This is a genomic window from Streptomyces sp. NPDC043853 (genome assembly GCF_056436025.1).
This window is the reverse complement of record NZ_JBWKDJ010000007.1, coordinates 46,122-60,022: the sequence shown is the minus strand read 5'-3', so window position 1 is coordinate 60,022 and position 13,901 is coordinate 46,122. Positions and strand designations below refer to the sequence as shown.

The window sequence follows — 13,901 nt, the reverse complement described above, 5'->3', positions numbered from 1 at the left end:
GCCGTCACCGCCCGGCTCGGGGACGACTGCGATCGTCTCTCCCGGGCCGCGTACACGGCCCTCCACGACCGCTCGGACATCCGGCTGAGCGGCTCGGACCTCAAGCAGATCTCCCGCTGGAACGCCATGGGCCGGCTGCTGGCGGGACGGACCCTGCTGCACGTCGCGGAAAGCCTGCCGGAAGGTCCCGCCAGGGACAGCCTCAAGGACGCGGCTGCCGTGCTGCGGGAGTCCTCGCACGCCTGGAAAGCCGCCGCTGCAGGCTGGGAGGACATCGCAGACCCGGGCGATCCGCGCGAACGCCGTACCCGACTCCGGGCACTTGTTCACCACCGTCAACGGCAACCGCCTCGAACCCCAGTCAGTCCTGCGGGTCCTGCGTGCCGTCGCGGCCACCCACCCCGACCTCGAAGAGATCGCACCCACTCTCTCCGCCGACGCCGTCACCCACTCCCCGCCTGCCACCTGACCGGGCGGGAAAGCGGCTCATGCGGTGGCGCGGTCGAGACAACGAGGGGCATCTGTGACCGGTCGTTTGACGCCTGCAGCGCGCCGGGCGAGCGCCGGAGCGGGCCAGCCGCCCACTCGCGGCGCCAGCCTTGAACTCCGACGGGTAGTGCTTCATCACCACGGGACATCCGTTCTCCTGGACACTCAAGATCCAAGTGTCTCGAGTGTCCAGGATCCGGGGTCAAGCCCCGGTCGCGGCGGGGTTTGGCTTGGGGGTGCCTTCGTATCGGCCCAGGTTGATGGTCCAGTCCCTCGCGTCCCCTTCACGGGAGACGTAGACGCGCATGGTGAAGGGTTTCCCGGCCTTGTCCGTACCGCTGACGTCCACGTCGGCGGCTTCGGGCGACGTGGGGGTGGTGACCTTCATGTCGGTGATCTTCAGGCCGCGGCCGCCATCCTTGACGATGATTTCCTCGGCGTCCTCCTCCATCCCCACCAAGCCGTCGGTCTTCCTCGCCAGAGCCAACAGTGCCTTCGGGTCGCGGTCGTTGAGCGCGGAGATGTATGCCTTCGCGGTCTCCTCTTCGCTCCTGCCCTCACTGGAGCAGGCGGCGAGCAGCCCACCCACAACGGATACCAGCAGCAGTGCCAGGGCCTTTCTCACAAGACGCTCCTCTTGTTCGGATCAGGTGCGGTGAGCGTAGAACCAGGCGCCTTGGTTCTCGGCCAGGATCTTGTGCAGGGATTTGTTGTAGACGTTGTTGGTGTGTCCGCTGAGGAGAGGCACGCTACCCACCTTGGCGGTGACGATCATGGTGTGGTTGATGTTCCCGTCAGGGCGCGGCCTGGCGAAGTCGATCTGAAGAACGTCGGAAGGAAGCATCTTCCACACGTTGTCCAGCGCCTTGGTCCTGCCTGAGTGGCGGTTGGCGTACCAGTACCAGTTCTCCGCACCCGCCCAGGTGTAGCTGGTGTTCGAGGTGTAGCTGCCGTAGAACCACCTGCGGTTGTCCTTGCGGGAAAATGCGCTGCCCGACGTTTCCGTCCAGCCGCCCGCACGCATTGCCTGGGAGATGAAGTTCGTGCAGTCGTTGCTGTACTTGCGATATGCGGAGTTCGGGCGCAGCGCGTGCTTCTTCGCGTAGAAGACCATGCTGTTGTAGTTGTACGAGGCCGTCACCATCGGCTTCGCCTCAACCGCCATCACCCCCAAGGCCGGCATCTCGGTGCTGCTGGGTTTCGCCTTCGGCCCCGCGTCCTGGGACTCCGCGGCGGGTTCCTCGGCCGGGCTGGGCTCTTCGGCCGGGCTGGGCTCCTCGGCGGAGCTGGGCTCCTCACCCGGGCTGGACTCTTCGGCGGGGCCGGGCAGCGGGCCTCCGCCGTCGATCGGCTTGCTGATCTGCGTACTGGGCAGCAGACCAGAGCGATTCACTTCGGCCTGGGCGTTGGCGAGTTTCCACCGCCCCTGGGCGGAACGCGTGAACGTCAGAGTGTGCGGGAGGACGTACTCCTCATAGATGGGCTCCCCGCCCTTGGGGCCGGGAGAGTACAGGCGGGTGTCCTCGGTAACCTTCACCGTCGCGGTGTTCCCGCTCAGAGACGTTTCTTCCGCCGTGGTGGTTACCTCGGCACGCGTGTATCCGCCGTCGACCGTTTCGAGGACGTGGGCGTTGTGCTGCAGTACCTCCAGATCCGCGGCCAGTTCACCGGCTGCGGCATCGGTCATCGCTACCGCCGCAGCGGGCCGGACCGGCGGGGCCGTCGTGACGGCATCTGCGCGCCGCTGCAGGTAGGAGTCGGCCATCTGCACCAAGAGCGTGGTGTCAGCCTGCGACAGCTCGACGGTGTCCGCGTACGCGGCAGGAACGGTGATACCAAGCGAAGCCAACACCATTGATGCGGCACCGGCAGTACGTATGAGCACAGCTGTTCTGTGCAATGGTCCCCCCGGGGTAAGGCCGCGCCAGCCTCTGCCTCTGTATACGCCATAGCGCGCCCCAGAGGGGTACGGCGAAAGATCACCTGTCCTATAATCATCGATATTCTGGCTGAATACGGGAACCGCAGCCGGCGCCTGCCCCAAGAGCGGGCTGGGGGCGCGGCGGTGACAGGGACTCGTAGAGGTGAGCGTTGTTTCGATGGCGCTGAGCTCAATCGAGACGCGCAGAGCCGCATTTCCCCAGGTGCGACACCGCAGGTGATTGTCGCCGCGTCTATGTGTTTGAAGCGTGTGGGCAACTCCACCAGGCCTTTGATTTGCCCGTGCGCGGGTGTTGCAGCACCATGTCGGCCGGTAGTCGATGTCCCAGCCGGCGTCGAGCGCCCGCCAGGCGAAGTCCGTTTCCTCGTGGGCGTAGAAGGCCCCGAACTCCTATCTCTGACCCCAGCCGCAAAGTAGCGGTCAGGGCTTCGCGACCGTGGTCTTCTTGGCCTGGCGGGGCACGGTCTTGATCTTGTCGAGGTGCCCGTACACCGTCAACCGGGGTACGCCGAACCTGTCCGCGATCTGCTGGACGGTCTTCTCCCGCTCGTCGTAGAGACGCTGGGCGAGCGCGGCCTGATCCGCGGTGAGCTTCGGCCCGCCCACCGACCCGGCCACGGGCCCGTGCGGAGGCGAGACCGTCGTTGGTGTTCGCCACGATCAGTTCACGCTGAAGCTCGGCCAGCACGGACAGCATCCCGAACATCGCCCGGCCCTCCATCGTGGAGGTGTCGATGCCCTGCTCGATGACGTGCAGCCCGATGCCGCGCTCGCGCAGCTCGGCACCGAGCGTTACCAGGTGCAGCACCGAGCGGGAGAGCCGGTCGAGCCGGGTGACCTTGAACGTGTCGCCCTCGCGCAGCAGCTGCATGGCGAGATCGAGCTTCGGCCGGGACACCTTCGCCGCTCGCCTTGTCGACGTGGATGTTGTCGCGCTCGACGCCGGCCCGCAGCAGGGCGTCAATCTGACGATCGGGGACGCTCACACAATGCAACAGTAATTACAGAGTGCTACTTGACGCTTGGCGGCGGCTCGGGGATACGGGGCCTGCTCAACCGCCACTGGCTGCGGCGTTCCTGCGCCGCGGCCAGTGCCACCACCGGCTCTGTGGCCGTTGGGTGGACATGGCTAGCGCTGCCTCCAGCGCGTTGCCGGTGCTCAAGGTATACCTGTGCTCGTCGCCCAGGATGCGGACGCGGTCATCGAGGGTTCGGCGCAGCAGCTGTATCGCCTCGGCCTGCTCACCTGCACTGGTCAAAGCGAGAGCGAGGTTGTGGCGACTGGCAAGGGTGTCCGGGTGCTCGGGGCCCAGGATGCGGGTGCGGTCCTCCAGGGTCTGCCGGTGCATGCGCACTGCTTGTGCGTGCTCGCCCATTCCGTCCAGGGCGAGACCGAGGCTGTCCCGGCTGGCCAGCGTGTGCGGATGCTCGGGACCCAGAATGCGGGCGTGGTCGTTGAGCGCCTGCCGCAGCAGCTGTATCGCTTCCGTCTGCTCACCCGCCCTGGTCAGGGCGCTGGCGAGGTTGTGGCGGCTGAGCAGGGTGAGGTGGTGCTCGGGGCCCAGGATGCGGGTGCGGTCCTCCAGGGTGCGCCGGTGCATGCGCACTGCTTGTGCGTGCTCGCCCATTCCGTCCAGGGCGAGACCGAGGCTGTCCCGGCTGGCCAGCGTATGCGGATGCTCGGGGCCCAGGACACGGGTACGGTCGTTGAGGGTCTGCCGCAGCAGATCCACCGCCTCGGCATGCTCACCCGTCCCGTCCAAAGCGCATGCGAGGTCATTGCGGCTGGTTAAGGTGTCGGGGTGCACGGGGCCCAGGATGCGGGCGCGGTCCTCCAGGGTCTGCCGCAGCAGGCGTATTGCCTCGGCCGGCTCTCCCAGTCCGAACAAGGCATTGCCCAGGTTGTTGCGGCTGGTCAAGGTATCGGGGTGCTCGGGGCCCAGCATGCGGGTCGCGACGTCGAGGACCCGTTCATCCAGCAGGCGCGCCGCACCGAAAGCGCCGGCCTTCTGCAGCGCCTGCGCCAGGGCGTTGAGAGTGGTGCGGTGGTGTGTGGCGGTGCGCGGGTCCGCGTAGTCGAGCAGCAGAGGCAGGTGGGGGGCGAGGAGCACGGCTGCAGGCCAACCAGCGCGCCCGCGCTGGTCGGCCTCGTGCACGGCCGTGGTCAGCCGCTCGGCAAGGGCCCGGTGCCACACGGCGAGCTCGGAGGTCTCGGCCGTGAGGGCGACAGCGTTGATCTCTCGGATCAGGGGATGCAGCACCACCTGCGCCCCCTCACTGCCGCCCGACGCCGGGCCGGTGCTGCCGGGAGAGTGGGGCAGGCCGAGGAGACCGTAGCGGTGCAGGCCGGCGAACGCGGCCTCCAGGGTCACCGCGGTGACGTCGTGTCCGGTGACGACGGATAGCAGGTCCGGGGTGATCAGGGACAGTGGGACTGGGGCCTGAGCCAGCAGGGCCAGCAGTCGCAACAAGGGGCGGGCCAAAGCGTTGCCCTCCCCGGCGAGCTGGTCCAAGGACACCTCCCAGGTATGCCGCACCACGGCGCGGGCGACCTGCGGATGGGAGGCATTCGGGTGCGCCGCTCCCAACAAGAACCGCAGTTCCTGTTCCAGGGCCTGGCGGTAGGCGGCAAAGGTGCGGTAGCGGCTGGTGGGTCCGGCCAGATAGGTGCCAGCCGCGTGCAACGCCAGTGGCAGCCCCCCCAGTCGCGCCGCCAGCTCCCGGGCCTGCTCGGCAGTGCCGGCCGCGGGAGCAGCGTCCAGCAGGACCTGCCCCGCAGGTCGCACCGGCAGCGGCTCCAGCGGCAGCAGCCGTGCGCACGGACCCCAGGTCTGCTCGCTGCCATCCCGGCTGGTCACCACCAGCAGACCCCGGCCGTGCGGACGGATCCAGCCGCGGTAGTCGGCCACCGGCTCCCCTGCCGGGCCGATCTCGTGCGGCTCGTCGGCGTTGTCCACCACCAGCAGCCACCGCCGCACCCGGCCCAACTGTCGCCAGACCACATCCGGCAGGCTCGCCTGCCCCGCTCGCGCGGCCTCCAGCTCTGCCTCTGGCAGGCCGCAGGCCAGCGCCACCTGCACCATCTGCTGCGCCAGCTCGGCGCCGTCGCGCCAGCGCACCCAAAACACTCGCCAGCCCGCCGCCTCGGCCTGGGTGGCCAGTTGCGCGGCCACCGTTGTCTTGCCCATCCCGCCGACCGCGCACAGCACCGCGAACCGGCCTTGTGGCCGCCGAAGCATGCCCGCCAGCACGGCGAGTTCTCCCTCACGCCCCCGCACGCGCTGAACATGCGGGGGGCGTAACGAAGCCTGCTGGCCTCGGGCCAGTCGGCTCACCGGTGCCAGCCGCGCCGGGGGCCTTGCGGCGGCATCCAGATGCCGGCCCCACAGCAACAGCCCGACGCTGACCGCCACCAATACGGCGAACACCGGCCAGATCACCCACGCCTGCGCCGCCCAGCCAGGCACCGCGGCACTGGCGTAGTTGGCCACCGGCCCCAGCACAGCCGCCACCAATGCGGCCCCTCCCGCTACCGCCGACCCGGCCCACGCACCCCGTCCACGCCCCATGGTCTGCCACCCCCGTCCACCGTCACCAGGATGCTCCCGCCTGGATCGCGTCCATGGAAGGTTGCGGGTGGTCACGACGCGGGCGGCGGTGTCGCTCCGGTTCAGCGGCCGGATGCCGAGCCTGCTGCTTGAACGCCGTCATCCGCCGCGCGGCGCGGCCCGGGCACCAGGGCAGGCAGCAGGTCGAGCCGATTGTCCATGTCGAGGCGGAAGGTGCCGTACGGGTTGATGTTCGACCAGAACAGCGCAGTCAGTCCTCGCCGGTCCTCGTCGGGCGCGTCAGCGATCCGCCTCACGTGCAGCCCGATACCCCGCTCGCGCAGGTCGGCGCCGAGGGTCACCAGGTGGAGCACTGAGCGGGAGAGCCGGTCGAGCCGGGTGATTGGGCGGCGAGACCTTCAGTACTGGCCGTGGCGAGGGCATCCAACCGCCCAAAGTCGTCCGCTTGACCACCGACGGGTCCTCGACCGGACCGGTGGGGTCTGGGGCCTTCGCTGGCCAATGCAGTTGCTTTACTAGCCGCGGTTGGCAGACGAGTGATCGTGGAACGAGGTGATCTCCGTGGACTTCCCTGAAGACCTGGTCCGGCTCAAGCAGGCCCAGATCAGCCTCCACAACCGCATGGTCGGCGATCCCGCTCTGCGCACCGCCCTGGCGGGCGAGCTGGCCCGCGCGGGCCTGGCGGTCTCCGGCCACCCGTACTGGCGCGATCACCCGGCCACCCCGCAGGCCCGCCTGGCGCTGGAGGACGCCGCGGCCGCCGGCCCGGCCGGCCAAGCAGCGCTCCGCATCCCCTTTACCGAGGGCCGTTTCACGATCGAGGAATCCTGACGGGACGACCGGCGAGCCGTTCGGTCTGCGCCGGGACGCCCCCGGGGTCGGGGGCGTCTCTTTTTCACCCGAAAGCAATCCGCCAGAAAATCGGATCCGGTGTCCGAAATAGCGCCCCCAGCCTCAGGGGCGCTTCTGGCGAGAATTATCCCGACACGGCTTGAAGTCATCAGGATGCGGACTGAAATTGAGGCACATTTGAGGTTTCCATGTGACGCCGGACACATGTGAGCCGATGTGGTTGATCATCACAACTCAAGCCCACAGGATTCTGGGAAAGCATCGCCCCTCGCTTTGGAGCCATGAGCGCGGTGCGAATTGAAAGATTCTCGGAAGTTTGAGGAGTAGACGTAACCACCAGCTTGTCCCGGCGCTCAATTGCCTCGGCCGTTACCGTCTCCTGCGCGGCCCTGCTTTCCATCAGTGCCGGCGGAGGGGTTTCGCACGCCGCGGAATCGCCGATCCATGGCATTCCCGCTTCTTCGATATCGAGTGACGGCAAGTTCTTCCAGCCTGGCCCCAACACCGTTGTCAAGCTGACCGAAGGCGGGGCGCCTGCGCAGGCCGGCACGTTAGCCGTCACCCCGTCCTTCGGTGCCACCGCCTTCCAGCAGCTGCGCAACGTCCAGGATCTGGGCCAGAGCTGTGGGACCGATGTGATTCAGCAGTCGAGCGGTCGCGGAAAGACGACTCTCGTTCTCACAGGGGCGTCGCTGCGACCGTTAAAAGGGAAACCAAAATCGACGCCAAGTGCGTCTCGTACGGTGTCGGCTGGGACGTCACGAAAAGTTACACGGTAAAGAACGAAACGCGATACGAAGTCCCCTCGGGCAAGTTCGGCACCGTACAGGCATTCCCGCTCTACAACGTTTACATGGGGGATGTGTGGGAAGGGCTTCAGCCGAGCATCCCCACCAAGAAGAAGGTGTACGCGTACAAGCCCGTGGGGGTTTGCTTCAATCAGTGGCTGTCGTAACGACGCAATAATGGGGTGGCGTGACTTCGTGTACAAGATTCGACCCGTGGTCCTGGCCGCGCTGACATTGCTGCTTGCAGGTTGCGACGGCGGCGAGGGCGGAGGCCGCCCGTCCGGGCGGCCGCAGGACGCGTCCGTCCCGCTCCGTACAGCGCCGGCCGCGGACGTGGCCGGCGACCCCCTCGCGGAGCTCGGCACCTCTCTCACGGGCCCGGGGCCGAGAGTCCTCGCCGAGGTGAACGTCGGCTCTCGACGCCTGCTCGCCTACGCCGGAGAGGACGGCTGCGGGTTCAGGGCCGCGCCCGACGGCGGCTCCCCACAGGAGCCGCCCGTCCAACTGGGTTCGGCGTGGCCGCGGGACACCGCGGCCGACTCCCGCTACCCGGCGGGTCCGTACAACACCGTGTCCGGTTCCGGCGGTGCCGTATGGGCGTCAATGTCGTGCGGCAGGAACGCGATGGTGATCGAGTACCGCGGCGAGGCGTCGACAGACCTGCCGCAGGGGCGCGGCAGCGTCACTGTCCGGCGCGGGTCCGGGGGGCCCGCCACCCTGCTGATCGTGGTCGGCGCCGCAGAGGTCCGCGAGCAGATCGCTGCCGGGGCGACCCCACACTGAGGTCCCCGGGCGGGCATGCCTCCGCCGTGCGGTGCCGTGCCCGCTGTACCGCAGCCCCGGTGCACATCTGCGCACCGGGGCTGGTCGGCGAGGAGCCACGCGCTGCTCAGCACGATCCGGTTGGCCGGATCGGTGCGGCCTAGATGGGCCACCTGGTCAAGTACGAAGCCCTGACCTGCATGTCTACTGTCATGACAGCGGCAGATCCGGGAGTAGCGCACAACGCAGTGCGCTAAGGTGGGGGTGTTGCTTATTCGTGCTCTGATGTGCAATGTCATCGGGGCGCGGCAACACTCAATGAGAAAGCGGCCGCTGCCTCGCCTGCGAAAGCTGACAGCGACCGCCCGGGACTCATCCCGCACTCGCGCCTCTCGTCGGCTGCAACCGACGGGGGGCGCACGCGTTTACAGCCAGCTGCCGATCAGGTCGTACAGCCGGCTGGCGACCTCCTTGGCCGTATCGAGGAGAATCACCTCGACCAGCAACTTGGCCACCAGTTCACGCCTCGTGCTCTGGGCCTCGTCCCGGTTCCGTCCGGACCCTTCGCCTTCGGGCTTCGGGTCATCTGCGGCACCGGGCATTGGCGCCTCCCACCGGACCGTCATCCAGTAGTGGAGAGACCGGGTCGACGGTCCGTCACCCCCCGGCCTCCCCGCAGCTGTACGTCGCTCTCGGCAGGCTGTGCAGAAGTCTACGCCGAGCAGGTGACTCGGAGCGGGCGCTGACAGGTACAGTCGGGCTTTACCGCTCCGGCTACTCAGCCCGGATTCACCTGCTCGATAGCGGCCCGGAGATGCTGGATGGTGGCATCGGAAACGGTTAGCGGAGACGGTTTTCAAAGACATTGGCAGGCGAGAATTCACAACCAAGACAACACTCGGCCTGAAGTCGGTGCGTATTATGGGCGAGGGATTCGATAAGACCAAGCGCTACGAATAGCGCTGGGAACAGGGGGCAAAGGAGCCAGGGCATGGAGAAGAGCGAAGCAGTAGAACTCCTACGGGGGGCGGGTTCCCCAGATCCGTCGATTGTGATCGAGGAGGCTCTTGCGCCGTCGGGGCAGTGGGTTCTGGGGCGTCCAGTCGCACCGATGGAGGCTGAAAGTCTGTGGCGGCAGCTACTCGCCGCCTGCTACGACTCGAGATGGCACCCAGTATTGACCACAGGACACCCCTCCGACCTAGTGGACCCCCGTCACCAGGAGCAGCAGATCTTCGATGGCCGGGCGCTCACTGCACCGCAGGAGATCGTCACTGAAATCGAAGAGGCTGCGCTGGCGGAGTGTCTGAGGTTCGCGGACGAGGAAGAGGCGGCCGAGTGGAGGGCCGACTTTGATGCCGACCAGTTGGCCGGTTCCATCAATTTGGAGCCTAGGGTTTCCAGCCCACGCAAGGACTTCTATCCGCGCTGGCTGTGCTTGGTCGAAGCTCAAGCTGGTTATTTGGTGCCGAGCGTTCTGCTGACGTATCCGCGCGCACGCAACTGGTCCCACGGGCCGGGCGGTCGCATGATGTTGGCTTCCGATCACGTGGCGTTCCTGCATACCTGGAACGCCCGTTTCGGGGCGGAGCTGCTGTACATGGCAAGTGGAGTGCTGATGGTCGATGTTGCCCGGCCTCCGCAAGCACGAGTTGAGGTGGCGAAGGCTGCAATCGAGCAGTACGCGTACTGCCACGACGGGCACGACACGACGACCTATGCGGAACTGCAGGCTCGAAGCGGGACCTGGCAATTCTGCTGGGACTGATGAAAACGGGATTAAGCGCACATGGCACCGGTGCCCCGGCGGGAAAGTTCCCGCCGGGGCACCGGTGCGTCCCCGGGTCTGCGCAGCCCTCGCCGGGATCGGCCACATCGCGGCAGCGGCCCGCTCCCTCGCAGGCACGGCCGGACGGCGCGGTCGCCTCACGCACGTGCAGGCGTGACGGCGGCATCGGGGTCCGGGGCGAGGAGACCGGGCGGCACAGGCGCGTGGGAGCGGCCATGTCGAGCAGGACCCACCAGTCTTAGGGCACCCTCGCCTCGCCGCGCCATGTCCCAGAGAACACACGGTCGACCACCCTCGGACCGGTGCGGCCTCTTAGGTGTGGCCGGCGAGCACACTCGGGCAGGCACCATCACGCGTGGGCGCGCATCCGCCGTGCACGGGCCGTCAGAGCTCGGGGACGGAGCGGTTGTCCCAGACGAACGGCCCCCTCCGCCGGGCCCAGCTTAGGCCGCGGATCCCAACTGGGCCGAGGATCTGGGAGACGTCGGAGGCGTCCTGCCGTGGCCTGTGAAAGCGGGTTACGTACCAAACCCCGGCTGTACGGTCCCGGCAGTACCGTCCGGGCCCGACGCCGCACTTCGGGCAGCCCGTGGCCGCGCATGCGTTCCAGGACCGGCGGAGAGCCTCTTCGACCACGGGTCTGGTTTTGGCGGCCTCCACATTAACCACGGCTCTCCTGACCGGCGCCGTGCCCGCTGACTCCCCGCTCGTATGGCCGCTGGTGGTGCTCTCCCTCGGCTCCATGGCCTACGACGTCTGCAGCCGCCCCGGCCGAAGGTCCGCTCGCCGACCCAGCGCCGCGGGATGACCTTGAAGCCCCTTTGGTCGGGGTCCCCGGCGGGCGATCTCGACGTCGATGCCGAGGGTGGCGCCGTGCTCGATGGCCTTGGTCCGGTAGCCGGTGCCGGCCCAGGACCTTTTCACGCGCGGATGGGCCTTGGCGATGTTCGAGAGCAGGTGGATGTCGCCGACGTGGTCGCGGCCGCCCGCGACGCGGCCGGCTTCTGCTGCCGGCTTGCTGAGCAACCTCGGCGGAGGAGTTGGCTGTGCGTGGTGAGGACTTACTGGTCTAAGGACCGTTGGGGCAGTCAGCCTCGGTCCAGCTCGCGACGAGGTCACGGCAGACAACGGAGAGTGAGCCGTTCCGGAACGCGATCTCGTGGCTGCAGCCGTTCTGGTGGGGCAGGACCTCGTCGAGGATCACGGTCCCGAGGTCTGCCCAGTCGTTGCCCTCGACGCTTCCGGCATCGAAGCTGGAGACGCCTGTGTAGCGGATGACCAGGTCTTCGTCGTGCTTCCAGCAGTTGTGCCGGAACTGGATCTCCATCTGCTGGTCATCAGCTCCGACACCGCGGATGTGCTGGACCTCCAGGTCCTTCACACACCGCTTGCTGGAGAAGTCGTGGTGCTCCGGGGCAGTCGCGAAGCCCCGGGCCCCGACCGGCAGATCGTCAGCCAGCGAGGGCAGATGCTCCAGGTATCGAGTAGGGGATATGACGCCCGACAGGTTGCCGATCCGTGCATTCAGGTTGATGTACTCCATCGTCCCTTCATCCCCGCTCGTGGCTCTGTTGGCCAACGAATCGTCGCACGATCTCCATGCTGTCGGCTCGGAGATTCATCCGGCTGTACTCGGTTCTGAGCTGCGTCGGGGTTCGGTGCCGACCTTGTGGTGTGCGGGTCGGGTGGAGGACTCACAGGTGGCGAGGACTCGTCCGACGTCGCAGCGGGTGGCGGGCTGTCGTTTCTTCGAGCCGAGCGGGCGGCCGGGGCCGCGGCCTGGTGGGTAAACCGCCGCCGCGACACGTTCGAGGCCCTCACCGGGACCCTCGTGCGCCCGCAGCTCCTAGCCCTCGACGGCCACTCCAGCCGACCAGGTGGTTGAAGAGCCGGTCCACCGTTGATGCAGAACGATCAGACCGTCGGGGAACTGTTCCGCAGCGCAGGGAGCGGGCTGCCAGGCGCTCATGCCGCGGCTGCTCAGGTGCGTGCCCGCGTCCGAAGGCGCAGCTCGAATCCGCTCGCAGGGCGGTAACCGGACGAAGCCCAGAACGGATGGGTGTGCAGAAGGCACGACAGACCGATCAGCCGCCGACGCAGCTCGGTCGCGCCGACATCGGCCGGATCCTGCGCCGGCGCGTCATGGGTCGGCAGCCACGCGGCTTGGAGTGCCACCTGTGACCGTGCACCGTGGATGGCCCGGGCGGACAACTTCGATGCTCAACCTCAGGCGGGGAGCGTCATGGGTGCGGGTGCGGGTGCGGGTGCGGGTGCGGGTGCGGGTGCGGTGGCGGGCAAGGTCACAGCAACGCAGCGATGCCCTCCCGGTTCTCGGGCAGCCCGGCCGCGCGGAACCACAACACGTTTCCGGCGATGCCGCCCGTCGCCTCGTCGGTGTCCACGAAGGCCCGCAAAAGGTTGCGTTGGGTGGGGGTGAGCGGGTGGGTCGGGGCGTAGCCACCAGCAAAGGCTCTGAGCAGGATCGGCCCGCGTTCGTGGTCGGTGACCGACGTGCCGCCGGCGGCCACGATGGCGACCGCCACCGGTGCCACCTCCTCGAAGGTTTCGGCCAGGGCGAGCGCGGAGCGCAGCACGGTGAACCGGAACCACCCGTCGAGCCCGGGCAGTGGCTCGGGGAACCAGCCGTCCGTCGTTCGCGGGTCCCGCAGGGCGTCGAGGAGGACGGCGAGAGCGCGTGGCCGATCAACCTGGGCGGGACCGAGCGCGGCGCAGACCCGCACGGCCGGGTCGGAGTCGGCGAGCAGGTCGGAGGTGTCCATCCCCCACACGCCGAGCGCCCGCGCCACACTCGCTCGCTCCCGCCGCCCCGCCACGGGGCCCAGCCGTGCCCGCAGCAGCGTGGCGGCCCGAGGCACCCGGTCGGCGAGCCCCGGGGCGACGAGGAGCGGCACTGCGGCGCCGAGCGCGGCCTCGCGGACGTGGGGATCGGGAGAGGAGAGGAAGGGCTCGACGGCGTCGTACAGGGTGGGGCGTATCTCCCGGCACGCCTGCAGTGCGGCGAGCTCGTCCGGGTCGTGCTCGCGTCGCGTCCCGTCGTGCCAGGGCGCCCACTGCCAGTCGGTTCGGTCCCGCACCGGATCCTCCCCGTAGGCGGCAGACTCGGCAACCTGCCCCAGCCAGACGAGCAGGGCGGCCCGCAAGCTGCGCGGCGGCCCGTTGTCCCACGGGAAGTGCCCCTCGTGCTCGGCGAGGCCCACGGGGTGGTCGAGGATCGCGGCGACGAACAGCGCCGCGGGCGCGGTGACGGTGTACAGCGAGCCCTGGTGCAACACGCCCGTGTCCAACGCGGCCAACGCCTCCGACCGGACCTCGGAATCTTCGTCCACGAGGGAACACAGGGAGACTGGTATGTCCTCGCCGGAGCCGTAGGCGTGCTGGAGAGACTCCCAGTCCGTCCTCAACAGCAGTTCTCGGGCCGCTGCCGGCAACCCGCTCAGGATCCGCGTCATACGGGCACGCTCGCTATCCGTCATGCACACACCGTGCCAGCCCCCACCGACAACGCCCCCTTCTCGGTAGAGGGACGAACGGGGAACACCTGGCTCAGCCCACGCGGGCGCCACCCTGCCGGCCATACGGAACACCCAGCACGACAACTCCCATGCTCGTTGGACAGACCCAGTGCTCAGTCACACCACCAGATCGTCGGTGAAGCGGAACGGGTTCACGCACCGATTGGAGCGTGTGTT

Annotated in this window: 11 protein-coding genes and 3 pseudogenes; 4 read left to right on the top strand and 10 right to left on the bottom strand. The window is 68.1% G+C overall.

The annotated features are described in order from the left end of the window. The first annotated feature begins 322 nt into the window (after positions 1-322). Positions 323-469 carry a hypothetical protein gene (locus AC067U_RS19485; protein ID WP_478830971.1) on the top strand — a complete coding sequence of 49 codons (147 nt, stop codon included), beginning with the start codon at positions 323-325 and terminating at the stop codon, positions 467-469. Positions 470-691: 222 nt separating this feature from the next. On the opposite strand, the gene AC067U_RS19480 is transcribed toward AC067U_RS19485, so the two are convergent. The 7 genes and pseudogenes from AC067U_RS19480 to AC067U_RS19450 all read right to left on the bottom strand — a co-directional run bounded on the left by AC067U_RS19480 (position 692) and on the right by AC067U_RS19450 (position 6,341). Beyond that, positions 692-1,114 (bottom strand): hypothetical protein, encoded by a 423-nt coding sequence (locus AC067U_RS19480; protein ID WP_478830970.1) that lies wholly within the window; start codon positions 1,112-1,114, stop codon positions 692-694. Positions 1,115-1,135: 21 nt separating this feature from the next. Further along, positions 1,136-2,374, bottom strand: a complete 1,239-nt coding sequence (locus tag AC067U_RS19475; protein ID WP_478830969.1) for an amidase domain-containing protein — start codon at positions 2,372-2,374, stop codon at positions 1,136-1,138. A 325-nt stretch (positions 2,375-2,699) separates the two neighbouring features. Continuing rightward, positions 2,700-2,809, bottom strand: a pseudogene (locus tag AC067U_RS19470) (glycosyltransferase family 2 protein); the annotation flags it as partial. Between the two features lie 42 nt (positions 2,810-2,851). Then, positions 2,852-3,049: a helix-turn-helix domain-containing protein gene (locus AC067U_RS19465; RefSeq protein ID WP_478831333.1), complete on the bottom strand. Its 198-nt coding sequence runs from the start codon at positions 3,047-3,049 to the stop codon at positions 2,852-2,854. A 52-nt stretch (positions 3,050-3,101) separates the two neighbouring features. Continuing rightward, positions 3,102-3,302 (bottom strand): annotated as a pseudogene (locus AC067U_RS19460) (recombinase family protein); the annotation flags it as partial. 181 nt (positions 3,303-3,483) lie between these two features. Next, on the bottom strand, positions 3,484-5,922 hold the full coding sequence (gene fxsT / locus AC067U_RS19455; protein WP_478830968.1) for an FxSxx-COOH system tetratricopeptide repeat protein: 2,439 nt from the start codon (positions 5,920-5,922) through the stop codon (positions 3,484-3,486). Between the two features lie 179 nt (positions 5,923-6,101). Beyond that, complete coding sequence (locus tag AC067U_RS19450) at positions 6,102-6,341, bottom strand: hypothetical protein (protein ID WP_478830967.1); 240 nt, start codon at positions 6,339-6,341, stop codon at positions 6,102-6,104. A 220-nt stretch (positions 6,342-6,561) separates the two neighbouring features. Between AC067U_RS19450 and AC067U_RS19445 the strand changes: the two genes are divergently transcribed. The 3 genes from AC067U_RS19445 (at position 6,562) to AC067U_RS19435 (ending at position 10,170) form a co-directional block, all read left to right on the top strand. Then, positions 6,562-6,831, top strand: coding sequence for a hypothetical protein (locus AC067U_RS19445; RefSeq protein ID WP_478830966.1), 270 nt, complete (start codon positions 6,562-6,564; stop codon positions 6,829-6,831). A 1,004-nt stretch (positions 6,832-7,835) separates the two neighbouring features. Further along, positions 7,836-8,423: a hypothetical protein gene (locus tag AC067U_RS19440; protein ID WP_478830965.1), complete on the top strand. Its 588-nt coding sequence runs from the start codon at positions 7,836-7,838 to the stop codon at positions 8,421-8,423. 970 nt (positions 8,424-9,393) lie between these two features. Beyond that, entirely contained in the window at positions 9,394-10,170 is a 777-nt protein-coding gene (locus AC067U_RS19435; protein WP_478830964.1) for a DUF4253 domain-containing protein, read from the top strand. A 791-nt stretch (positions 10,171-10,961) separates the two neighbouring features. Here the strand turns inward: AC067U_RS19435 and AC067U_RS19430 are convergent. The 3 genes and pseudogenes from AC067U_RS19430 to AC067U_RS19420 form a co-directional block, all read right to left on the bottom strand. Beyond that, positions 10,962-11,169: pseudogene (locus AC067U_RS19430) on the bottom strand (IS5 family transposase); the annotation flags it as partial. 91 nt (positions 11,170-11,260) lie between these two features. Continuing rightward, positions 11,261-11,734: a hypothetical protein gene (locus AC067U_RS19425; RefSeq protein ID WP_478830963.1), complete on the bottom strand. Its 474-nt coding sequence runs from the start codon at positions 11,732-11,734 to the stop codon at positions 11,261-11,263. A gap of 757 nt (positions 11,735-12,491) precedes the next feature. Beyond that, positions 12,492-13,685 (bottom strand): HEAT repeat domain-containing protein, encoded by a 1,194-nt coding sequence (locus AC067U_RS19420; RefSeq protein ID WP_478830962.1) that lies wholly within the window; start codon positions 13,683-13,685, stop codon positions 12,492-12,494. Positions 13,686-13,901: the final 216 nt, after the last annotated feature.